Annotated in this window: 27 protein-coding genes and 2 pseudogenes; 18 read left to right on the top strand and 11 right to left on the bottom strand. The window is 68.7% G+C overall.

The window, feature by feature from the left end; translation table 11 throughout:
* Positions 1-223: 223 nt before the first annotated feature.
* From ACN27G_RS00430 to ACN27G_RS00420, 3 genes and pseudogenes are all read left to right on the top strand, one after another.
* Complete coding sequence (locus ACN27G_RS00430; protein ID WP_421490782.1) at positions 224-679, top strand: response regulator transcription factor; 456 nt, start codon at positions 224-226, stop codon at positions 677-679.
* A gap of 34 nt (positions 680-713) precedes the next feature.
* Positions 714-1,376 (top strand): uridine kinase, encoded by a 663-nt coding sequence (locus ACN27G_RS00425; RefSeq protein WP_421490781.1) that lies wholly within the window; start codon positions 714-716, stop codon positions 1,374-1,376.
* Between the two features lie 168 nt (positions 1,377-1,544).
* Positions 1,545-1,759, top strand: a pseudogene (locus tag ACN27G_RS00420) (transposase); the annotation flags it as partial.
* Between the two features lie 59 nt (positions 1,760-1,818).
* On the opposite strand, the gene ACN27G_RS00415 reads toward ACN27G_RS00420, so the two are convergent.
* Positions 1,819-2,520, bottom strand: a complete 702-nt coding sequence (locus tag ACN27G_RS00415; protein ID WP_421490780.1) for a TetR/AcrR family transcriptional regulator — start codon at positions 2,518-2,520, stop codon at positions 1,819-1,821.
* Positions 2,521-2,605: 85 nt separating this feature from the next.
* Between ACN27G_RS00415 and ACN27G_RS00410 the strand changes: the two genes are divergently transcribed.
* Together ACN27G_RS00410 and ACN27G_RS00405 are read left to right on the top strand one after the other, a co-directional pair.
* Positions 2,606-3,508: an aldo/keto reductase gene (locus ACN27G_RS00410; protein ID WP_421490779.1), complete on the top strand. Its 903-nt coding sequence runs from the start codon at positions 2,606-2,608 to the stop codon at positions 3,506-3,508.
* Positions 3,509-3,606: 98 nt separating this feature from the next.
* Entirely contained in the window at positions 3,607-4,356 is a 750-nt protein-coding gene (locus ACN27G_RS00405) for a GOLPH3/VPS74 family protein (protein WP_421490778.1), read from the top strand.
* Between the two features lie 40 nt (positions 4,357-4,396).
* Here the strand turns inward: ACN27G_RS00405 and ACN27G_RS00400 are convergent, their stop codons facing one another.
* The gene (locus ACN27G_RS00400) at positions 4,397-4,834 is read right to left on the bottom strand and encodes a MarR family winged helix-turn-helix transcriptional regulator (protein WP_421490777.1); all 438 of its coding nucleotides are present in this window, start codon (positions 4,832-4,834) and stop codon (positions 4,397-4,399) included.
* Between the two features lie 63 nt (positions 4,835-4,897).
* Between ACN27G_RS00400 and ACN27G_RS00395 the strand changes: the two genes are divergently transcribed.
* A complete protein-coding gene (locus ACN27G_RS00395) occupies positions 4,898-5,374 on the top strand; it encodes a MarR family winged helix-turn-helix transcriptional regulator (RefSeq protein WP_421490776.1) in 477 nt (158 codons plus the stop codon).
* Between the two features lie 199 nt (positions 5,375-5,573).
* Here the strand turns inward: ACN27G_RS00395 and ACN27G_RS00390 are convergent, their stop codons facing one another.
* Entirely contained in the window at positions 5,574-6,158 is a 585-nt protein-coding gene (locus ACN27G_RS00390) for a TetR family transcriptional regulator (RefSeq protein ID WP_421490775.1), read from the bottom strand.
* A 65-nt stretch (positions 6,159-6,223) separates the two neighbouring features.
* Here ACN27G_RS00390 and ACN27G_RS00385 point away from each other — a divergent pair, with 65 nt between their 5' ends.
* Entirely contained in the window at positions 6,224-7,102 is an 879-nt protein-coding gene (locus ACN27G_RS00385; RefSeq protein WP_421490774.1) for an SDR family NAD(P)-dependent oxidoreductase, read from the top strand.
* Between the two features lie 225 nt (positions 7,103-7,327).
* Here the strand turns inward: ACN27G_RS00385 and ACN27G_RS00380 are convergent, their stop codons facing one another.
* The 3 genes from ACN27G_RS00380 to ACN27G_RS00370 form a co-directional block, all read right to left on the bottom strand.
* Positions 7,328-7,663 (bottom strand): orotate phosphoribosyltransferase, encoded by a 336-nt coding sequence (locus ACN27G_RS00380; protein WP_421497188.1) that lies wholly within the window; start codon positions 7,661-7,663, stop codon positions 7,328-7,330.
* Between the two features lie 159 nt (positions 7,664-7,822).
* Positions 7,823-9,193, bottom strand: a complete 1,371-nt coding sequence (locus ACN27G_RS00375) for an IS110 family transposase (RefSeq protein WP_421490773.1) — start codon at positions 9,191-9,193, stop codon at positions 7,823-7,825.
* A gap of 144 nt (positions 9,194-9,337) precedes the next feature.
* Positions 9,338-9,703 carry an orotate phosphoribosyltransferase gene (locus tag ACN27G_RS00370; RefSeq protein WP_421490772.1) on the bottom strand — a complete coding sequence of 122 codons (366 nt, stop codon included), beginning with the start codon at positions 9,701-9,703 and terminating at the stop codon, positions 9,338-9,340.
* A 245-nt stretch (positions 9,704-9,948) separates the two neighbouring features.
* Between ACN27G_RS00370 and ACN27G_RS00365 the strand changes: the two genes are divergently transcribed.
* Entirely contained in the window at positions 9,949-10,095 is a 147-nt protein-coding gene (locus tag ACN27G_RS00365) for a hypothetical protein (protein WP_421490771.1), read from the top strand.
* 99 nt (positions 10,096-10,194) lie between these two features.
* Here the strand turns inward: ACN27G_RS00365 and ACN27G_RS00360 are convergent.
* Positions 10,195-11,429 (bottom strand): annotated as a pseudogene (locus tag ACN27G_RS00360) (IS3 family transposase).
* Between the two features lie 73 nt (positions 11,430-11,502).
* Between ACN27G_RS00360 and ACN27G_RS00355 the strand changes: the two are divergent.
* The 4 genes from ACN27G_RS00355 to ACN27G_RS00340 all read left to right on the top strand — a co-directional run bounded on the left by ACN27G_RS00355 (position 11,503) and on the right by ACN27G_RS00340 (position 14,200).
* Positions 11,503-11,925 carry a hypothetical protein gene (locus ACN27G_RS00355; protein WP_421490770.1) on the top strand — a complete coding sequence of 141 codons (423 nt, stop codon included), beginning with the start codon at positions 11,503-11,505 and terminating at the stop codon, positions 11,923-11,925.
* Positions 11,926-12,126: 201 nt separating this feature from the next.
* Positions 12,127-12,660, top strand: coding sequence for a hypothetical protein (locus ACN27G_RS00350; protein ID WP_421490769.1), 534 nt, complete (start codon positions 12,127-12,129; stop codon positions 12,658-12,660).
* Between the two features lie 438 nt (positions 12,661-13,098).
* Positions 13,099-13,401, top strand: coding sequence for a putative quinol monooxygenase (locus ACN27G_RS00345; RefSeq protein WP_421490768.1), 303 nt, complete (start codon positions 13,099-13,101; stop codon positions 13,399-13,401).
* A gap of 46 nt (positions 13,402-13,447) precedes the next feature.
* The gene (locus tag ACN27G_RS00340; RefSeq protein ID WP_421490767.1) at positions 13,448-14,200 is read left to right on the top strand and encodes an AraC family transcriptional regulator; all 753 of its coding nucleotides are present in this window, start codon (positions 13,448-13,450) and stop codon (positions 14,198-14,200) included.
* 149 nt (positions 14,201-14,349) lie between these two features.
* On the opposite strand, the gene ACN27G_RS00335 is transcribed toward ACN27G_RS00340, so the two are convergent.
* Positions 14,350-14,904 (bottom strand): hypothetical protein, encoded by a 555-nt coding sequence (locus ACN27G_RS00335; protein WP_421490766.1) that lies wholly within the window; start codon positions 14,902-14,904, stop codon positions 14,350-14,352.
* A gap of 208 nt (positions 14,905-15,112) precedes the next feature.
* Complete coding sequence (locus ACN27G_RS00330; protein ID WP_421490765.1) at positions 15,113-15,712, bottom strand: TetR/AcrR family transcriptional regulator; 600 nt, start codon at positions 15,710-15,712, stop codon at positions 15,113-15,115.
* A gap of 51 nt (positions 15,713-15,763) precedes the next feature.
* Between ACN27G_RS00330 and ACN27G_RS00325 the strand changes: the two genes are divergently transcribed.
* The 6 genes from ACN27G_RS00325 (at position 15,764) to ACN27G_RS00300 (ending at position 19,950) form a co-directional block, all read left to right on the top strand.
* Positions 15,764-16,588, top strand: coding sequence for a class I SAM-dependent methyltransferase (locus tag ACN27G_RS00325; RefSeq protein WP_421490764.1), 825 nt, complete (start codon positions 15,764-15,766; stop codon positions 16,586-16,588).
* A 103-nt stretch (positions 16,589-16,691) separates the two neighbouring features.
* Positions 16,692-17,285 carry a DUF1707 SHOCT-like domain-containing protein gene (locus tag ACN27G_RS00320; RefSeq protein ID WP_421490763.1) on the top strand — a complete coding sequence of 198 codons (594 nt, stop codon included), beginning with the start codon at positions 16,692-16,694 and terminating at the stop codon, positions 17,283-17,285.
* Between the two features lie 240 nt (positions 17,286-17,525).
* Positions 17,526-17,906 (top strand): hypothetical protein, encoded by a 381-nt coding sequence (locus tag ACN27G_RS00315; protein ID WP_421490762.1) that lies wholly within the window; start codon positions 17,526-17,528, stop codon positions 17,904-17,906.
* Between the two features lie 81 nt (positions 17,907-17,987).
* Positions 17,988-18,347 (top strand): GntR family transcriptional regulator, encoded by a 360-nt coding sequence (locus ACN27G_RS00310; protein WP_421490761.1) that lies wholly within the window; start codon positions 17,988-17,990, stop codon positions 18,345-18,347.
* Complete coding sequence (locus tag ACN27G_RS00305) at positions 18,344-19,261, top strand: ABC transporter ATP-binding protein (RefSeq protein WP_421490760.1); 918 nt, start codon at positions 18,344-18,346, stop codon at positions 19,259-19,261. The genes ACN27G_RS00310 and ACN27G_RS00305 overlap by 4 nt, the downstream gene beginning before the upstream one ends.
* Complete coding sequence (locus ACN27G_RS00300; RefSeq protein WP_421490759.1) at positions 19,258-19,950, top strand: ABC transporter permease; 693 nt, start codon at positions 19,258-19,260, stop codon at positions 19,948-19,950. The genes ACN27G_RS00305 and ACN27G_RS00300 overlap by 4 nt, the downstream gene beginning before the upstream one ends.
* A gap of 79 nt (positions 19,951-20,029) precedes the next feature.
* Here the strand turns inward: ACN27G_RS00300 and ACN27G_RS00295 are convergent, their stop codons facing one another.
* Together ACN27G_RS00295 and ACN27G_RS00290 are read right to left on the bottom strand one after the other, a co-directional pair.
* On the bottom strand, positions 20,030-20,854 hold the full coding sequence (locus ACN27G_RS00295) for an Fpg/Nei family DNA glycosylase (protein ID WP_421490758.1): 825 nt from the start codon (positions 20,852-20,854) through the stop codon (positions 20,030-20,032).
* A gap of 42 nt (positions 20,855-20,896) precedes the next feature.
* Positions 20,897-21,307 (bottom strand): VOC family protein, encoded by a 411-nt coding sequence (locus ACN27G_RS00290; protein WP_421490757.1) that lies wholly within the window; start codon positions 21,305-21,307, stop codon positions 20,897-20,899.
* Positions 21,308-21,379: the final 72 nt, after the last annotated feature.

Raw genomic sequence — 21,379 nt, 5'->3', positions numbered from 1 at the left:
GAGGCGGCGGAGCGGATCGACGTGCTGCTGTCTCTGCCCCGCGTGGCGGACCGGACACCCATAGTTCTGGGATGGTTGCCGACGCAGCAGCCGGCTGGTCCCTGCCCGCTCGGCAGGGCACCGCGCAACATGGGATCCTGTCGACGGCCCGGCAGGCCGTCCTGACGGACTGGACCCACGCGGGTTCGCCCAGGCGGCGCAACTCGAGTTCGGCTGCGACGACGTGGCGACGTTCGCCAAGATCCGAGGCAGCGGCCAGTCGGCGGACGCCCTGAGCCACGCCACCCAGGGGCACGTCGCCCAGAGCATCCGCTACCGGGAACAGCTCCTGCCCGCCGGGTTCGGCGACGAGCTGCGGGCGAACTTCGACGCCCAGGGTGGGCGCTGGGGATGCGCGGCGTTCATGCGGGCGGCCGAGATATGCGTCGTCGCCACCGTCGCGTCGCCGGCGGAAGTCGTGCCCATCGCACTCATCGGTTACGGCCTGACGCCCCGGGAAATGGAGGTGGCCCTGCACGTGGTCCGCGGCAGGAGCACCAGCGACATCGCCCGCATCCTCTCGCTGACCAACCTGAGGGTCCAGGACCACCTGAAGGCCATCTTCGCCAAGACCTCCGTGCGCAGCCGCCGCCAACTGGTCGCACAGCTGTTCGCCGCCACACCACCCGAAACGGCGTGAAGCGGCCGATGCGTCAGCATGAAACGCTCGTCGGATGATCACTTCAGCCGAACGGCGCGAGGTCATCCGCCGGGTAACCGGCCTCCTACCCGGTCCCCGCGACGACCTCTGCACACGTGTGGGGATCGATGGGCCGGACGGATCCGGGAAGAGCACGTTCGCAGACGAACTCGCCACCGAACTTCGCGCGTCCGGCCGCTCCGTCGTCCGAATCTCCCTCGACAGCTTCCACAATCCTCGCGCGGTCCGATATCAGCAGGGACGGGAATCGCCGGAAGGATTCTGGCGGCACGCCTTCGACTATCCGAGATTCCGCGCCGACGTCCTCGATCCCCTCGGCCCCGGCGGAACCCGGCTCTACCGGAAGGCCGCGCTCGACCTCGCCACCGACACCCCGCTGGACCCGGAACCGCTCGTGGCGCCGCCCGCCGCCGTACTCGTCGTCGACGGGCTCTTCCTACACCGCGACGAGCTGGTCACGGCCTGGGACCTGACGGTCTTCCTGGACGTGCCCTTCGCTGAGACAGCACGGCGCATGGCGGCGCGCGACGGGACACCGCCCGACCCGGAGCACCCCGGCGTTCGTCGCTACACAGATGCCCAACGCATCTACTTCGACGTGTGCCATCCACAGCATCGGGCCGATGTCCACATCGACAATCGGGACCTCGGCGCACCACGCATCATGCGCCCATGAGGCGGGGCCCGGAGGGCGGGATCACCGACCACCTCGGCTACGACCGGCACGACCCGGCCGCCGACGCAGCGGGAACTCCCGCAACGGCATCCGCACCGAGACCGCTGACCACCGGGACTTCCTCGGGCTGTGGGCCGGTGAGATCCGCACGATCGCGGGGCCCCACCGGACGCGATCGAGAGCGTCAACACCCGTATCCGCAAGGCGGTCCGCGCCCGTCGCCACTTCCCCCACGAAGGGGCCGCGCTCACGTGCGTGTACCTGGCGGTGATGGCCCCGGACCCCACGGGCACCGGACGCAGACGCCGGGCCATCCGCTGGAGAGCGGCCCGTACGCCTTCGAGATCACCTTCGACGGCCGACCCCGTACCGGACGCAGGTAGCCATCTCAGCTCGGTTACCGAAACTCGACAGACCTGACATGCCCGCACAAGCTTCCGGGTCAGCGGGCAAGCTGGCGGAGCCAGTCGCGCAGGAGGGCGATCTCGGTCGAGCGGAGCGGGAGAGTGGCCTCGCCTGCGGTGGTGAGGGCGGCGTCGAGGGCGAGGGCCCGGGAGGCGAGGCCGGAGTCCGTTGCCGAGGGCGGATCGCTGGTCAGGGAGCCGATGAGGGTATCGCGCATCTTCGTTGAGATTTCCGGGTCGCGCTTCTCCGCGGGCGCGCCGATCAGCGACAGGGTCACACCGGTGACGGCCGCCACCGCGAGCTGGGCGGCGAGGTCGGGTGGGACCCGGAGGCGGCCGGCCGAGGCGATGCGGTCGAGAAACGTCAGCAGCAGGTCGTGTGCCTGGTCGGCGGCGGGAGGGCGGCGGCCGGGGCGGTCGGGGCCGAACATCAGCAGGTAGAGGGCGGGGTGGCGCAGACCGAAGTCGACGTGCATGTCCCAGCCGCGGCGCATGTCGTCGACCGGGTCGCCGGAGCGCGCCAGAGTGTGTTTTTCGGCGAGGTACAGGTCGAAGGCATGGATGGCCAGGGCCGCGAGGAGACCATCCTTGTCGCCGAAGAGTTGGTAGAGGGAGGCGGCGCGGATGCCGGCCGCCGCGGCGACCGAGCGGGTGGAGACGGCCTGCACACCCTCCCGTTCCAGGATGCCCGCCGCCACCTCGATGATCTGCCGTCGAGTACGGGTCTTCGCGTCGTCCACGGTTGCAATGCTACGGCATTTGGCGTATCAATGAGACGCGCACCGCTACGCAAAACGCCGTAGCAGTGATACAAAGGGGGTAGCAGTGAATCGTGTCGGATATGGCGCCATGCAGCTCGCCGGGCCGAACGTATGGGGGCCGCCGGACGACCCGGAATCGGCGCGGCGGACGCTGCGCCTGGCGGTCGAGTTGGGAGTCACGTTCTTCGACACCGCGAACGCGTACGGGCCGCGTACGGTGAACCGGCTGATCGCGGAGGCGCTGCGGCCGTTCCCGGAGGGGGTGATCGTCGGCAACAAGGTCGGCGCCGGGCGCGGCCCGGACGGGTCGTGGATCGTCACCGACCATCCGGACACGGTCCGCCAGCAGGTCCACGAGGCGCTGGCCGACCTGGGTACGGACGTGAGCGAGCTGACGTACCTGCGGCTCGCCGGCGACTATGCGGCATCGCGCAGCGAGGTGCCGCTGGAGGACTCACTCGGCGTGCTCGTCGAGCTACGTGACCAGGGGCTCATCCGCCGCATCGGGCTCTCCGGCGCATCGCCGGAGATGCTGGCCCGCGCACAGAAGATGACACCGATCGCCGCCGTGCAGAACCGCTTCAACCTGCTCGACCGCAGCGGCGTCCAGGTCCTCGCCGACTGCGAGGCACAGGGCATCATCTTCGTCCCCTACCACCCCCTCGCATCCGGACGACTCACCGGCTACGACGAGCTGGTCGGCCCCGCGGAGCGCCTCGGTGCCACGCCAGCCCAGGTCGCGCTGGCCTGGCTGCTGCGCCGTTCCCCCGCCATGGTCGTCATCCCCGGCACGAGCAACCCCGACCACCTGCGCGTCAACATCGCCGCAACCGACGTCGCCAAGCACCTGACCGACGCCGAGACGGCCCGCCTGACCAGCCTCGTGGACGAGTCGAAGGCCGTCATCGACCAGCCGCACCAGTCCACGCTCGACGCGCTCAGGTCCATGATGGAAAGCCACCGTTGAGCAACCGCTCGGCGGGCGGCAGCCGGCCCACCCGCCCGCCGAGCTGCCGAAGGCAGTGGATCCTCGGCCCCCCAGCACTCGCCGGCTACCGTTCAATCATGGCCAGCATGTCCCTTGCCGAGCTGATCGCGTTGCTCGCCTACGACAACGACGGAGTGGCCAGAGGCACCGACGCGAACCTCGACTACGGCCTGGCCGGCGCGCTGCTCACGGACCTGGCCCTGGCGGAGCGCATCGACGTTGTCGGAAAAGACGTCGTGGTCACAAATCCGACCCCCACCGGTGTCCCGCTGACAGACTCCGCACTCCACCACCTGCAACACGACCGCCGGGCCCGCGCGCCCAGAGAATGGATCATTCGGCTCACCAAGGACGTGCGCTCGGCCGTGCTGAGCCAACTCATCGACGCAGCCACACTCCGGCGCGAGACCGACAGGGTGTTGAAGGTGGTGCCCCGTACCCGCTATCCCACGCAGGACGGCTCGGAACCATCAGCCAAGACCGAGGCCCGCCAACAGATTCGCTCTGCTGCGACCCGACCGGACCGCGTTGATGCGCGGACAGCCGCGCTGTGCGGCCTGGTCAGCGCACTGAACTGGGAACAGCACATCGTGCCGGATCTACCGCCCATGCAGGTACGCAACCGCTTCGCCGAATTCCGCCGATCGGTATGGGCGGCAAACGCGATCCAGAGGATCATCGATGACGGTCGCGCGATCAGCAGCGGCGGCAGCCGCCGCTGGCGCGGCAGGCTGACGCCCCTTTCGCCCCAGCCCTCGTCCGCGCCCGCCGCCACCGACCGGAGCCGTCACGCTTCCTGGCGGCCTCGGCGCCGGCCGGCTCCCTGAACGGCCGATGAGTGGACGGCTCAGGACTGGTCCGGCTCGCTCATCGCGCGCCCTCCAAATTGTGGATCATGGTCTGGAGGTTGGCGACCGTTTGTTCGTACTGCCGCTCGTCGAGGCCGGCGGCGGTGAGCTCGCGTAGGGCCTGAACATCGGTCGCCAGGCTTCGGAGAAGGCCGCGTCCGGCGTCGGTGAGGGTGAAGGCGTCGCCGTCGTGGTGAACGAGTCCTTGCTGCATCAGCGGGTCGATGTGCTGCTGGACGGACTCACCGGCCGCCCGGTCGAGGAATGGCGCCAACGTATCGTTGAGTGCCGCCGAGGAGTAGCCGCCGTCGACGAGGGCGTTCAGCAGCTGCCATTGGCGGCGGGTGACGCCACGCTTGCCGATAGTGCGTTCGAACCGTTCCTCGATCAGGCGGTCGAGCTTGCGCAGGGCGTAGCCGATCGGGGGTTGGCGACGCCCGCCATCAGTTGTATTCATGCAACCGATGCAACAGGAACGGCAATTAAGTTGTCAAGTTACAACTGTTGTAGCCTGGTCGACATGACGGCGGAGGAGCGCGGACCAGATGAGGTCATCGCCATGGCCCTCGTCCGGATCCGACGGGATCACCAGGCACGCCGCCTCCAGCGTCGGGCCGCGCAGGGCGATCCCGCAGCGGCATCTGCCACGAACGCCGCCCGCTATCGCTACCTCGATGCCCTCGACGGCTGCCGTACGGCCCTGTCGATCTCGGAAGTCGCCGATGCGATCGGGGTGGACCGGCCGCGCGCCAGCCGGCTGACCACAGAGTTGACCGTTGAGGGGTACATCGAGCGGGAGCCGGCGCCGGGCGACTCGCGGTACGTCCTGATCCGCCTCACCGCACTTGGCAAAGAGCTCGTCGCCGGCATCCATGAGCGGCGTCGACGAGGCGTGGCCGAGGCCCTCGCCGAGTTCACCCCAGAGGAATCGCGCACGCTCGCCGAACTCTTGGAGCGGTTCGTCGACGCCTGGCCACGGAACCCATCGGCTACCTGACTCTCCCTGCCGCAACGCCCGCCCGCAGACCAGAATCCTGCCGGCCGCAGCACAGGCCAACTACGAACATCCGATCGTGCAAGGCGCAACTGCCTGGCCGCGGAGATGACCACAGCTGGATCAGCGCCGAACGGAGGCAGTCCACGGCCGCAGTGCCTGCTCGATCTCATCGCCGAGGTGTGTCTCGATGACTCACGCGTCAACGGGCCGGCAGCGCCGGTCGTATGAGGGTGAAGGCGCGGTCCAGCAACGCTGCTCGGTCGGCGGTGCCGCCGGAGCGCAGCCACTCATGCGAGACAGTGTCCAGGGCAGCGGTGGCGGCGTTCGTCAGCAGGTCCGCGGTGAACGCTTCGAGTCCCGCGTCGGGCCGGTCGCGCAGCGCGTCGCTGACCTGCTGCCGCCAGTGCGCGCGTTTCTCGTGCAGGCGTGCGCGCAGTGACGGTGTCGACTCGATCAGGCGGAGGCTCGCCAGCGCCTGCTCGGACGCGTGGATTTGCTGCTGCCACCGGCGCAGCACCTGGTGCAGCGAGTGCCACGGGTCCTCGTCGCCCGGACGGGCGCGGATGTCGTCGACGACCTGCTCGCCGGTGACGTCGACACCGCCGAAGACCGCGTCCTCCTTGGCCGGGAAGTAGCGAAAGAAGCTCCGCTTGGTGAGCCCAGCCGCTTGGGCAATCTCGTCGACGGTGGTCTGGTCGAAGCCCTGTTCGGCGAACAGCCGCAGCGCTACGTCAGCGAGGTCGGCCCGCACCGCCCGCCGCGTACGCTCCCGCAACCCAGTCACGCACCGAAGTCTACTTCACGACATCAGATGACGAATATGTCACTCGGTGTCGTATAGTGGCCGCCATGACAGAACCACTGCGTGGCAAGACGGTCCTGGTGACCGGCAGCACCGGCGGAATCGGCAAGCAGACCGCCCGAGGGCTGGCCCGCCTCGGCGCCCGAGTCCTGGTGGTCGGACGCGACCCCGATCGGGCGCGGAACGCCGTCAAGGAACTGCGCCGCGACACCGGCAACGACCAGGTGGACTCGCTGACCGCGGACATGACGCGCCAACGGGACCTGCACCACTTGGCCGACCAGGTGGAGGACCGTCTTGGGACCCTCGACGTACTGATCAACAACGCGGGCGTGACCATGGCGAGGCGGGAACTGACCGAGGACGGCGTCGAGACCACCTTCGCCGCGAACGTGCTCGCGCCGTATATCTTGATCCACCGGTTGCTGCCGGCGTTGTCCCGCGTGACAACGGCCCGGGTCATCAACATCACCGGCGGCGTCCCACGCGGCCGGATCGACCTGGACAACCTGCAAGGCGAGCGATCGTACGTCGGGCTGTCGTTCTACAACCAGACGAAGCTGGCGCTGATGGCGATGAGCTACACATTCGCCGAGCGCCTGCGCGGCAGCGGAGTAAACCTCAACGTGGCGTATCCCGGACACGCGTACACGTCGATGAACCAGGGCCTCACCGTCGACACGTACCCACCCGCAGCACGCCCGATCGTGCCGCTGCTACGGCTGCTGATGCCGGTCCTCTACGGACAACGCGCCCTGGTCAAAGCCTCCCGCTCCAGCATCTACCTGGCATCGAGCCCTCACGCCGCCGACCTACACAGCACCTACGTCAACAGCAAATGCCAGCGCACCCCATGGCCTACCGCAGTCCTCGACCAACGCAACCGCGACGCCATCTGGACACTCTGCGAAAAGCTAGCCAGCTAACGCGTGTGACGGCGTCGGCAAGACGAAACAGGCCATCGTCGCCGTCGTCACGGCCTGCTCACAGCCCGCCAAAACCCAAGCTCTCGTCATACGCCACGACGCCGCAGCGCCCACCACGACCCACCTGCACGACAAGCACAGGGCAGCCGCGCCAAATCCCCGCCAGCGATTCCTATCCAAGATCAGGTGCACTGATTTGCCGCTGGTCGAGCGGCACCAGAGCTGTCACGCCGTCAGGGAAGCTTCTAGTTCGCGGCGGGTGAGAGCGGCGCGAAGTTGTAGCGCCTCGACCGCCAAGCTCGCACGACCGCCCTGCTCACGGTCGATGGCACAGACCACCGTCTCCACCTGGGCGCCGATGGACCGTAGCTGCCCGCACGACCTCAGTAGGGCACCTCCGGTCGTCACGACGTCCTCGATCACTACGACCCGCCGACCGTTCACGGGGCCGCCCTCGGCGGCCTTGTTGGTGCCGTACTCCTTGGCTGAGACGAAACTCGAACCTTGAGCACGTGCGCGGCAGCGTCCCGGCGGAGCCGGGACATGATGGTTTCCGAGCATGGTGAGGTGCTTGCCGTGGGTGGCCGGGGTGCGGCAAGCTGGGTCGTTGGTGGGGAGAGCGACCACGTTGTCGGCCCTTGTGGTCTGACCTTTTGCCGGAGAACGGCCTTGTCGGCGCTCTTCCCACCGCTTGTGTGCGGGTGCTGCTGGTAGGCCGTTTCAGGCGGCGGCCTCGCCGTCGTGGTGGCTGCCGAGGCTGTCGTCGTCGTACGGGCCGTTGTCGTGGTCGACGAGGACGATCTTCTTGCCGGACAGGGCCTCGAGTTGGGCGATCAGTCGGCGGGTGTGGGTCTCGGGGTTGACGCGGCGGGTGTAGTAGTCGTGGCCGAGATCGGTGTAGGGCTTTCCAGTGGCCAGCACGGTCCAGATGACCTTGATGAGGGTGTGCGCGACGGCGAATCCGGCCTTCTTGGCGGCGGTCTTGTTCGCCTTGCCACCGAAGCGGCGGTGCAGCCGGTGAAACCGGGCCCCGAGCCGGGTCCGCGTGCGGGAGGCGGACAGGGCAGCCTCGATGAGGATCGACTGGACGTGCGTGTTGCCTTTGCGGTGCCGGGCCCGGTGGCGCCGGCCGGCGGACTCGTTGTTGCCCGGGGCGAGCCCGGCCCACGCGGCCAGATGCTTCGCGGACGGGAACCGGCTCATGTCCACGCCGATCTCGCTGACGATCACCGCCGCGACCCGGTCGCTGATCCCGGGGATGCTGGTCAGCAGCCGGATCTGCGCGGCGAACGGGGCGAGCAGCCCGGCGGGTTCGGTCGCCGCCCGGCGGCTGGTGCCCGGGGCCCCGGGGTGGCCGATCTTCTCTTTGACCTGGTCGATCATCTGGTCGAGGTGGTCGAGCCGGGCTAGGTGGAACCCGATCATCTGCCCGTGATGGGCGGTGAACCGGCCGGCCAACGCCAGCCGCAGGTCCTCGGTCTTGTTCCGCAACACCCCACGCGCCAACCCGGCGAGGACCTGCGGGTCACGCTCGCCGGCAACGAGGGCGTCCAGCATCGCCCGGCCGGACACGCCGAACGTATCGGAGGCGACCACGTCCAGCTTGATCCCGGCCGCCTCCAGGACCTTGAGCAGCCGCTGCTTCTCCCGGGAGCGTTCCTCGGTCAGCTTCGTCTGATACCGGGTCAGGTCCCGGATCTCGCGGATGTCGTCCGGCGGCAGGAAACTGCCCCGTAGCAGGCCGACCTCCAACAGCCGGGCCAGCCATTGCGCGTCCTTGACATCGGTCTTGCGGCCCGGGACCGCTTTGACGTGCGCCGCGTTGACCACGTCGATCGTCAGGTCCGGCCCGCCGGCTTCCCGTAACGCGGCGTACACCGGCCACCAGTACGCGCCAGTCGACTCCATCGCCGCCCGGGTCACCCCGCACTCGGCCAGCCACGCTCCCATCGCCAGCAAATCCGCGTAAAACGTGCGGAACGTGCGGGTCTTCTCCCGCCGCAGCGCCGGCCGCCGCGGATCCGGGGTCCGCACCGTCACTGTGACCTGCTTCTTATGCACATCGATCCCCGCGACATGCGTGTACAACACGTCCAAACGACACGCCTCCGTCCCGATCACCAGCCAGGGGCGATGTCGCTCGCAGAGCCCGTCATAGACTCATGACACTGAGACACGTGCACAGGGGGCAACAACCTGGGGTACCAGGGACGGACTCCCGCACCATTCTTGCTTTCAGGCACCGCGAGGGCACCAAGCCCAACCGGCGACGGCGAGCGACACCGCCGACCGAGTTTCACCCACCTGTGGGTGGCCCCGCCAGGGGCCATGGTTTTCTTGCTTACGAACGAAGACTGTGGGTAGCCCCGTCAGCTGTGACATCACCGTGGCAAGCGGGATACCGCCCATCTCCATCCCGGCCAGCACGTCGCACTCCGGCAGCAAGGCCACCATCGCTTCGGCAACCTCGCGCAACAGATCCGGCTGCCCTTCGAACAGGTACTTGTCGAAGTACTCTTCGCTGACCTGCCCCGATCGAAGGCGGAACCGTCCGGTCAGATGGCAAGTGTCATAGATGCGGCGCGCGAGCGGGTATATCACATGCTCAGCCTCGCATCTCGCCTGGATCGAGCAGGTATCCCCCCGTCGGCACTGCTCAGAATCGTCCTTCAGAGACGACCTCGTGAGCCTTTCGGTGTCCGGATCTGCCGCAGACGATGCGCGGTCTGCTTGGCGGTTCATCACTAGCCGTAGCCGTCGATCGCCGTACTGCCGAATCATGCGGCCAGGACCCCCCGGTCCCAGCAGCACCGACAGGACCGGCGGGTACGCCTAGCATCGTTCCGATGAACACTCCCGAAATGCGACCCAACGACGTCCGCACCGACGAGGCCCGCGCCACCGAGGTCCTGCGCATGCTGTCCGGCACGCCAGTCGGACTCGACGTCGCCGTCAAGAGCAGCCGTCCGCCCGAGCCTACGCGGGCGCCGTGACCTGATCGCCCGGCGCGAGCAGGTACCGATACGCGCCCATGCCGAAATGAGGATGTTCGCCGGCCGGTGTGTCAAGCCCCGGGTTTGGTGGAGAGTTGGTTAGCTGGTTTTCAGGGGTGTGGTGACCGGTTGGGTCATTGCGTGTAGCGTTTCGTGTTCGGCGGGTGGGGCGTGTCCGAGTTCGCCGTGGAGCCGGCGGTTGTTGTACCAGTCGATGTACTCGACGGTGGCCATCTCCAGGTCGTCGAGTCCGCGCCACGGACCTCGGTTGCGGACGAGTTCGGCCTTGTACAGGGAGTTGAACGCCTCGGCCATCGCGTTGTCGTAGGAGTCGCCCTTGGACCCGACCGAGGCGACGGCGCCGGCCTCGGCGAGGCGTTGGCTGTAGCGAATCGCTCGATACTGGACTCCCCGGTCCGAGTGGTGGACCAGTTTGCGCAGGTCGGCGCCCTGGTGTTCGCGGCGCCAGATCGCCATCTTCAACGCGTCGAGCGCCAGATCCGTGTAGAGGCTGGTGGAGACCTGCCAGCCGACGATCATGCGCGAGTACACGTCGAGGACGAACGCGGCGTACACCCAGCCCACGCTGGTGCGCACGTAGGTCAGGTCGGCGACCCACAGCTGGTTTGGCCGCACGGCGGTGAAGTCACGTTTGACCAGGTCAGCAGGGCGTCCGGTCTCGGCGGTGGGCCGGGTCGTACGCGGTGACTTGTCGCGCAACAGCCCGCGCAGTCCCGATTCGCGCATCAGCCGCTCGACGGTGCACCGGGCCACTTCGACGCCTTGGCGGCGCAGCTCGTGCCAGATCTTGCGAGCCCCGTAGACGCCGTAGTTGACCGCGTGAATCTGCTCGATCAGCGCGGTCAACTCCTCATCGCGCCTCGATCGGGCCGAGGCGGGGCGGGTCCTGGCGGCGTAGTAGGTCGACGGTGCGATCTCGGCTGGCGTGCCTTGCAGCGCCCGCAGGACCGGCTGGACACCGTGTTCGACCTTCTGCGAGTCGACGAACGCGACCTTCATCGCGACGGCCGGTCCAACTCGGCCGCGAAGAAAGACGCCGCGGAGCGCAGGATCTGGTTCGCCCGCCGCAGCTCACGATTCTCCCGCTCCAACGCGGCCAGGCGTTCCGCGTCGCTGCTGGTGACGCCCGGACGGTCACCGGCGTCGGTCTCGGCCTTCTTCACCCACCCACGCAACGCCTCGGGATGCACCCCGAGCTGGCCGGCGATCCGCCGGATCGCCCCTACCGCACTGGCGGGATCCCGACGGGCCTCGACCGCCAACCGGGTCGCACGCTCACGCAGCTCATCGTTGTACTTCTTCGGTGCGGGCATCGCTGGAGTTCCTCCCAGGTTTCGATGTCTCCATCAAACCCGGTGCGGGACAGTGCTCGGGCACTATGACGGCATGTCATCGGAACATAGTGCGTACGTTCCGAACGAGTTGTTGGGTCGGCTCGTCGGGTTCCGTCTCTTCTCGGTCCAGTTCGTCATGGACTATGTTCAGCTGCGCTTCGATGGTCCGACGGAGGACATGCCGGTCCTCAACTGCGATGTGTTGCCGGTTGTGGAGATGCAGACGGGCCTGATCACTCCCAGCCAGGTGGGCTACGCCGACGCCCTGCGAGCGTTCATTCCGGGCCATGTTGTTGCGACCCTGGAACAGACAGGCCGTGGCCTCAGGATCGAGTTCGACAAAGGGGCGATCGTGTTGCATCCCGACATCGAAGATGTTCTCCCCGGACCGGAGATCGCCTTGTTGGACGGCTTCGAAGACAGGCGTTGGATGTGCTGGCGCCCCGGAGAGGTGTCATTCGAAGACGTTGTCTGACGCACCCTCATGCCGCTCTCGATGCGCGCTGCCCAGGCTGGGACCATCATGTCCGGTGGCCGGCGCTCCTGGGACACCAACCGTGCCGGGCCGAGCATCCGGGCATAGCCCCAAGGAATGCGCGCCACCCAGCCGGAAGCCGTCATAGACCCGAGACCGGACCGTGGTCGTAGATCAACACAATCCTGCGACCGTCGGAGCATGGCCGTTCAAGCGCCGACGACCGCGCAGCGGACCACCGCTTCGCTGACCACCGCCCTGCTGCTCCTGACCGGACTGACCTCCTGCACACCCGAGATCAAAGCCATCACCGGCCTAACCGTGGACACTGACGGCCGGCCGCTCGCGGCTCTGGCCTGGTGCGCGGACCAGCCGCCGGACGTTGTACGTCTCCGTGCCGAAAAAGACCCGGCCTCGCCCTCCCCGTCCGGGCCGACGCCGTCCGCGAACTGGCCGGAGTGGCGGTACGACGTGCAGCGCAACGCGACCTCACCAGCCACCGTGCACCTGACGGGCTTCCCACCCGAACCGACCCCTGACCCGCACGCAGTCTTCCAAATACGCGGAGTCACCAGCAACAACAGCTTCACCTCCCACTCGGTGACCTTCCGGCTCCCTGAACTGTCCGGCCTGCAACCCGGATCGATCCTGATCACCACCATCGAGACCAACGAAGAGGTACAGAAGAGCATCTCCCTCGACGAGTTCGCGCGCCTGGCAAGGGACGAATGCTGAACTCCTGCACCGGGCTGCAACACGGCTGTACCCCTCGTGGCCATCTCAAGCACCTAGCCGGCGGGCGCATGCCAGATGAGAGTCACACCCTGGATCCGGGTGGACAGCCGCGAAGAGAGCGATCCCACCGGCTACCTCGACCCAGCCTGGCCGGGCACGGGTCGTAGATCCAATTAGATAAGTAGCCGCGGAGCACGCGCGGCGTTTGGCCATGCATGGGTCACAGAGGGTGATGGCGTACGGCGGGCCAGTCGCATCCGATCATGCCCAAGTGAGGGCGTTTGGCTGCTGTGGCGGTTGTCTGGATCTTCAGGTGAAGAGCGGGCGTGTCCGCTGGGAGCGTGAACGCGTCCGGCTGGCAGAGGCGGGCTGGGTGCGTGCTGCCGGAGGATCGGGCCATCCATCTGCGGCCGTCGCCGCCTTATTCGGGAGGTCCTCGTGTTCATCGCGATCCTCGACTTCAGGACTGCTGCCGCCGATCGGCCCGCTGCCCTCGCCCACCTCGACGGGGAGCGTAATCGGGTACGCGCCATGCCGGGCAACCTCGCTTTCCGGGTCTACGCCGCGCGTGAGGACGACACTGCAGTCGCCGTGGTTCATGAGTGGGACGACGAGGCTTCGTTCGCCGGCTACCTGAGGTCGGACTCCTTCGCGCGACTCGGCGAGGTGATTCGGCCGCTTATGATCGGAGCGCCGGTGAGCCGGCGCTTTCGCGCCGACTTGCTGGAGACGGTGACCTGACCGGCTTCGCGACGGACTTCTAGGACCGGCTTGTGCGAGGCCGTCGATGACCCGCAGGGCGTACAGCTTTGTCCGTACGTTCGCGCCGGAGTCCGCTCGCGACCTGTGTGTGGACCGCCACTACCTGCTCTGCGCCTCCGCCGGGACTCTCCGGCTGGAGGCGCAGGGGCAGGTGTGGTTGCTGCCGCCGGCGCGGGCCGCCCTGATCGAGGCGGGCCGGCCGATCCGGGTGAGCGTCCCGCGGCCGGTCACGACTGCGTCGGTCCTGTTCGATACCGGATTCACTCCGGCCCCGCCAGCATCCTTGACCGTATTCGACCTCAACCCGCTGGCACGCGCGCTGCTGACCGAGTGCGGCACGTGGGGCGAGTGCGACGAACCCCTCACGGCGTACGCGGAGACGCTGTTCGCCGCGCTCGCTGCGGTGACCTGGCGGCTCGCCCAGCAGCCGAGCCCGGTCGTCGTGCCGGCGGGGCGATCACCGGAACTGCGCCGGGCCCTTGAGCTGACCGAGCAGCGGCTCGGCGGTGAGGTCCGCTTCGAAGACGTGGCAGACGAAGTTGGCCTCGCGCCGCGGTCGCTGGCGCGGCGCTTTGAGGAGGAGACCGGCATGACCTGGCGGGCGGTCCTGCGCCGAATGCGGGTCTTGGGTGCGATCGAGGAACTCGCTGCGGGTGACACCCCGGTAACCAAGATTGCATTTATGGTCGGCTACACCTCGCTGTCGGCGTTCAACGCCGCATTCAGGGAGCTGACGGGCCGCACGCCGACGGAGTACCGGGCCAGCTTCCGGCCCTGACCAGACCAGGATCGAAGGCTCCCTGTCGTGACCCAGACGAAACCCGCGGTTCAAACACACTGACATGCCGCCGACAGGGATGTATCGGGTCGCTGTCGCCGTCCCGCCGGTTGTGTGACACATCATGAACACCGCTGCGGTCACATCGCCTATTCGTGCTCCCCGGGCGCGGTGGCCGGGGGGAGAGCGGCCGGCGGGAGACCGGTGGGGGTCTCCAGATCGATCTCCGGGCCGCCTAGCTCGGCACGAGCGACCCGGTTGAACTCGCGTTCTGCGTCTCGACATGCCTGAATGAAGGGCTCGGGAACCTGCCCGGCCCCGTAAGCGGCCCTCACCTCGGAAAGTTGTCCCACCGCGAGCATGAGAGCGGCAGCGGCATGGACCGTGGCCGTGGTGTGCGCGATCAGGCCGATTTCGGCTCGGTACCGGACAACCTGGGTGCGCGCCTGGCCGCCGTCGGCGTGCGGTTGGCGGGAGACCGAAGACGCCAGGAGGATTGGTACGTCCGAGTCCAGTACCGTCGCCCGCCACTCCCGGCAGGCGGCGACGAACGCGGCGTACGTCGCGCGCCGATCCCGTATCGACATTGTGCTCTCCTGATGCTCCCAGGAGGCGCGCTGCACCCGCGCGTTGAGCAGCGAACCCAGCGTCACACCGACCAACGCGCCAGTCACCGAAAGGAATGCGAGGACCACTTGAGTCATGGATCCAGAGTCACCGAGAGCGTCAACCATCCCGCGAAGGCCGTGACCCAACTCGCGCATCACCCTGGTCGGCGAGCGGGTGCTCTTCGCCTGGGACTGCGTAATTTCCGATCGCCTCCGGCATCCTCATCTGCCGCGATGCGCTCGTCACTGCCGCTGGCGCACATGCCGATGAGCTGATCCTCGGCCGTCAGGTTCGGTTGTGGGATCACGGTGCTCGCGTGGCGCTGGCCAGCACCGTGGCCACGACATTGTGGACGGCGGCAGGCTGGGGCGGGCTGTCGTTCCGTTCGGTGAACAGCAGGTGCGTGGCGCCGATCAGGGTGGGCGCGAGCGTGTCGACGTCGGCGTCGGGCGCGATCCGGCCCTGGTCGCGCTCGGCCCTCAGGTAGCCGGCGATCATGGCCGCTCCCTCGCCGACGAGCGGAAACCGGGCGGTGCCGGCCGTGCGCAGCCGCGCGCGTAGCTCGTCACGGGCGATCACGAGGACCACGATCGCCACCATGACCGGCTCGAAGAGCGTCATCAGGGCACGGGTCAGGTTGTCGGCGACGCTACCGGTCCCGGCCGCGTCTTGCAGGGCGGCAGCCTGAGCCTCGATTCCAGCAATGCGGTCCAGCACCAGTTCGGCGAGAAAGGCATCGAAGTCAGCGAAATGGCGATGCAGGACCCCCTTGGCGACCTCCGCCTCCGCGGTGACCGCTCGACTGGTCAGGCCGGTGACGCCGTCCCGGACCAGCACCCGCGCGGCGGCGTCGAAGAGTTGTCGGCGTGGGTCTTGCAGCGCTACACCGGTCGGCAACGGCATCCCTTCCCCGACTGATTGCCCGAGTGGGCGAGCGCCCACTAGAGTGGGCACGTGGTCACTATACCGCCATCACCCACGCCGGAACCGCACCTGCACCGTCGGATGGCGGAGTCGTTCGGGATCGACCCGGAACGGTACGACCGGAACCGGCCGCCGTACCCCGACGCCATGATCACGCGGATCACGACCGCCAGTCCCGGCATCGACGTCCTCGACGTCGGCTGCGGCACCGGCATCGAAGCCCGCCAGTTTCTGGCCGCTGGCTGCACGGTACTCGGCGTCGAGCCCGATCCGCGGATGGCCGACTTCGCCCGGAGAACCGGCCTTGAGGTCGAGGTGGCGACCTTCGAGGCGTGGGACCCGGCCGGCCGCATCTTCGACGCGGTCGTCTCCGGCACGGCCTGGCACTGGGTCGACCCGGTCGCGGGGGCGGCGAAAGCGGCACGGATCCTGCGGCCGGGCGGTGTCCTGGCAGCATTTGGGCACGTGTACCAGCTGCCGCCCACCGTGGCGGAGGCCCTCGCCACGGCGTTCCGGCGCGTGGCCCCCGACTCACCGATCAACCTCGACGGCCGGCCGGGGAGCTCCATCCTGGACTCGTACCGGGCGCTGTACGCCAGGGCCGCAGACGGAATCCGCGAGGCGGGCGGGTTCGGCGAACCCGCACTGTGGCGGTACGACTGGGAACGCTCGTACACCCGTGACGAGCTCCTGGCCCTGCTGCCGACCTCGGGCGGCCTCACCAGCCTGCCGCCGGACCGGGTGGCGGAGGTGCTGGCGGCCGTGGGCGCGGCGGCCGACCAGCTCGGAGGCAGCGTCACGCTGCCGTACGCCACCTGGGGCCTCACCGCGACCCGCACGGGCATCCAGCCCTGAGAACGGAAGACGGAGACCGACGAACTGAGCGGCGCGACCATCGCCACTCGTACCGTTCCGGTGAGACCACCGGTGTGGGCACGGGCCGCTAGGCTGTGTCGCCATGGAACTCGTACCCTCGGACGACGCGGACCGGCTCCGGGTCTCCGACCGCGAGCGTGAGCAGGTCGTCGAGCTGCTCGGCACGGCGGCGGCCGAGGGCCGGCTGACCCTCGACGAGTACGCCGACCGGGCGACCGCCGCGTACGCCGCCACGACCCGCGGCGAGCTGGCCCGGCTCACCGACGACCTGCCGACCGACCCGGCCCCCGCCCCGCTGCCGGCGCGCCGGTCCGGTGCGACCGAGCTGGAGCCGGCACCGGAGCGCCTGGTCGCCATCTTCGGCAACGAGTCCCGCAAGGGGCGCTGGCCGGTGCCGGCCCGGCTGGAGGCGCAGTCGGTCTTCGGCGACTGCCACATCGAGTTGCAGGACGCCCAGCTCTCGCAGCCGGTGATCTCGATCGACGCGACCGCGATCTTCGGATCGGTGACGATCTTCGTACCGGAGGGCGTGGAGGTGCGGCTCACCGGCACGGCGATCTTCGGCAGCAAGGAGTCCAAGCTCCGCGGCACCGCCCCGCCCGGCGCGCCGGTGCTGGAGGTCCGCTCCCGGGTCGTCTTCGGCTCGGTCACCGTGCGCCCACCGCACCGCCGCTGACGCCGCACCGCCGCTGACGCCGAACCACCGACCCGGCCGGCCGGCTATGCCATCCGGGTCAGGTGCAGCGTGGCCCAGAGCGCGACCACCCCGGCGACGATGCCGGCGGGCGTGGTGAGCGCGCCGCGCCGCAGGAAGGTGCCGGTCTCCGGTGGCTCGCGGCGCAGGTGCAGGATCCGCCGCCAGAGCAGCGCGGCCAGCGAACCGACATAGTAGAGGTTGGGGCCGGCCGGCGAGGCCGTGCCGGCGTACCGCGAGCACCACGACCCCGAGCGCGATGACGAAGAGGCAGCAGAGCGGCTGCGCCTCGGTCGCGATCCGGGCGGTGGCCCGCAGCCGGTCGGCCGGCGGGGTGCGGAGGATCAGCGGTACGGCCAGCAGCAGCGCGCCGGCACCGGCGACCCAACCCGGGTGTACGTGCAGCGGCTCGGCCGCGATGAATCCACCGAGCGTCGCCGCGAGTACGCCGAGGGCGTACCGGGGCGGCGCCACCTCGACGGCCGATCCCGGCCCTGCCGGGGTGGCCAGGTCGGTGCCGAAGAACCGCCGGAGGACCAGGTACTCGACGACGATCACCGTCGGCCGGGCCTTGACATCGGGCAGCACTGGTTGGATGGTTAGCTACATGAGTAATGAACCCATGAAGCGCGACACGGTCGACCCGGTGCCCCGGGCGCGGCGGTCGGCGGACGGGTCCGGCTGATGGACGACGGGCGGCCGATCTTCCTCCAGATCGCCGAGATGATCGAAAACTCGATCATCGACGGCACGCTCGTCGAGGAGGGGCAGGTGCCCTCCACCAACGAGCTGGCGGCGTTCCACCGGATCAATCCGGCGACCGCGGGCAAGGGCGTCAACCACCTGGTCGACGACGGGATTCTCTACAAGAAGCGAGGTATCGGCATGTTCGTCGCCACCGGCGCCCGCGCGAAACTGCGGGACCGCCGCCGCGAGGAGTTCGCCCGGCAGTACCTGCAACCGCTGCTCGCCGAGGCGAACAAACTCGGCATCGACGTCGACGAGCTCAAGCACATGATCGACCGGTGGGAGGAGGAGCGATGAGTACGGTGGTGACCGCCGCACACCTCGCCAAGCGGTTCCGGGACGTCACCGCCCTGGACGACATCGGCTTCGCCCTGGAGCAGGACAAGATTCACGGCCTGCTCGGCCGGAACGGGGCCGGCAAGACCACGCTGATGCAGATCATGACCGGTCAGCTTCTCCCCAGCTCGGGTGAGCTGACCGTCTTCGGGAAGCCGCCGTACGAGAACGAGACCGCGATGTCCCGGGTCTGCTTCATCAAGGAGAGCCAGACCTATCCGCAGTACTTCAAGGTGCGGCACGCCCTGACCTCCGCCCGGCTGCTCTTCCCCGGCTGGGACGAGGACTTCGCGCAGACCCTGCTCGCGGACTTCCGGCTGCCGCTGAACCGGCACGTCCGCAAGCTCTCCCGAGGCATGCACTCCATGCTCGGCATCATCATCGGGCTCGCCTCCCGGGCCCCACTGACCCTCTTCGACGAGCCGTACCTCGGTCTCGACGCCGTCGCCCGGCACCTCTTCTACGACCACCTGCTCACCGACTACGCCGAGCATCCCCGCACCATCGTGCTCTCCACCCACCTCATCGACGAGGTCGGCGAGTTGCTCGAAAACGTGCTCCTGCTCGACCAGGGCCGGATGCTGCTGGACACCACCGCCGAGGCGCTGCGCGGCCAGGTGGTCACCGTCGCCGGGCCGGCCGACCCGGTCGGCGAGTTCGCCGCCGACACCGAGGAACTGCACCGCGAAACCCTCGGCCGCTACACCCGGGTGACCCTGCGCGGCACCTTCGGCCCCGCCGACCACGCCCGCGCGAAGACGCTCGGACTCGACCTGGAGCCCGTCTCGCTCCAGGAGATCGTCGTACGGCTCACCACCGCACGGGCCAGGTCCGGCGACGCGCCCTCCGCCTCCCGGAAGGAGACCCCCCGATGAACCGCGTGCTGATCGTCACCCGGGTGCAGCTCGTCGGCTGGCAGAACACCGTGGGCTGGCCCTGGCTGCTGCTGGCGATGGTCTTCGCCGTCAACTACGCCGTCTTCTGGACCATCGGCGACACGGAGGGCAACTACACCACCGGCGCACTCGTCTCGATCTACATCGTCGTCTTCGTCACCAGCATCAACTGGATCACGCAGCTCCTGCCCTTCAGCATGGCGCTGAGCGTGATCCGACGGACCTTCTTCCTGGCCTCCGCCCTGCTGCTGGTCGTGCAGTCCGTCGTCTTCGGCATCCTGCTCTTCCTCTGCCAACTCGCCGAGAAGGCCACCGGTGGCTGGGGCATCCACCTGCAGTTCTTCGGCCTGAACTTCGTCGACGACCTGCACCCGCTGCTCCGGATCGCGTTCTACACGATGCCGTTCGTCCTGCTCGGCTTCCTCGGCATCTTCGTCGCGGTCTTCTACAAGCGGTTCGGGCTCACCGGGATGTGGCTGCTGACCACCGCCACCCTGCTGGTGCTGGCCGGGCTCGCCGTACTCCTCACCTGGCAGGAACTCTGGCCCGCCATCGGACGCTGGCTGGTCGACCAGCCGCAGGTGGCCTGGTTCGTCGGGTGGCCGACGCTCTTCACGGCGCTCTTCGGCGGGGCGGGGTACGTGACGCTGCGGCGGGTCACGCCCTGACAGGCGCGAAAGGAAGGGCCCCCGCTTATCGCTTTCTGTTGTAGCGGGGGCCCTTCCTAACTCCTTCCTAACTCCTTGCTCAGCGCCTACGGCCGGGCGCCGGCTGGCAGCGGGGGCACCAGTAGACATTGCGGCCGACCATGTCGGCCCGGAGGATCTCGGTGCCGCAGACGTGGCACGGCAGGGCGGCGCGGCGGTAGACGTACACCTCGCCGCCGTGCCTGTCGAGCCGGGGCGGCCGGCCCATCGCCTCGGGCAGGTGGTGGGGGTGCACGGTGTCGATCCGCCCCGTCCCGACGGCGACGCCCATCAACTCCACCAGGTCCGCCCAGATCCGGCGCCAGCCCTCCGGGGCGAGCTCCCGACCGGGGGTGGTGGGCGGGAGACCGGCCCGGAACAATGCCTCGGTCACGAAGATCAGACCGGTGCCGGCGACGATCGACTGGTCGAGCAGGAGCGCGAAGAGCGGGGTGGGGCTGCGCCGGATCCGGGCGTACGCCGCGTCCGGGTCGGCGTCGGTGCGCAGCGGGTCGGCCCCGAGCCGGGCCCGCAGCGCGTCGACCTCGGGCGGCGACAGCAGCTCGCAGGCGGTCGGGCCGCGCAGGTCGAGCCAGTGCAGGTCGGTGCAGAGCCGCAACCGGACCTGGCCGACCGGCGCCGGCGGCTCACCGTCCCCGTCCGCGAACTTCCCGTAGAGCCCCAGGTGTACGTGCAGCACCTGCCCACCCTCGTAGTGGTGCAGCAGGTGCTTGCCGTACGCCTCGGTCCGCGCGAGTACGGCGCCGGAGAGCAGCGCGGCCCCCTCGGCGAACCGCCCCTGCGGGCTGCTGGCCTGCACCTTCTCGCCGCCGAACAGCTCCCGGTGCCGGGCGGCCAGCCGGTGCACGGTGTGACCCTCGGGCATGGTCGTCAAGCATAGGTCGCGGCGGCCCCGTGCTCCCGGCCGTCAGCCGGCGGGCTGCGAGATGTTGACCATCCAGGGGGTTCCGAACCGGTCGACGCAGGCGCCGAACTCGTCGCCCCACATCTGCCGCTCCAGCGGCACCGACACGATGCCGCCGTCGGAAAGTGCGTTCCAGTAGCCGCGCAGTTCGTCAACGTCGTCCCCGCTCAGGCTGACCGTCATGGCGGTGCCGGGGGTGTACTCCATCTCGGGCGGCACGTCGGAGCCCATCAGGGTGAGGCCGCTGTCGGTTTCGAGCTGGGCGTGCATGATCTTGTCCGCCTGCTCCCCCTCGGTGCCGAACTCACCGAACGTGTTGAGCGCCAACTCACCCCCGAACACGCGCCGGTAGAACTCCATCGCCTGTCGGGCGTTGCCGTCGAAGCTGAGATACGGGTTGAGTCGAGTGGGCACCGTGGCTCCTCTTGATCCATTCATCCGTGTGCGCCGTCCGCTTCCGGAGGGCGTCGGGTGGTAGCGGTAACT

Source organism: Plantactinospora sp. WMMB334 (assembly GCF_049179095.1).
In the GTDB taxonomy this organism is placed as follows: domain Bacteria; phylum Actinomycetota; class Actinomycetes; order Mycobacteriales; family Micromonosporaceae; genus Plantactinospora.
The sequence above is the reverse complement of the archived record's forward strand: the minus strand, read 5'-3'. Positions and strand labels throughout refer to the sequence as shown.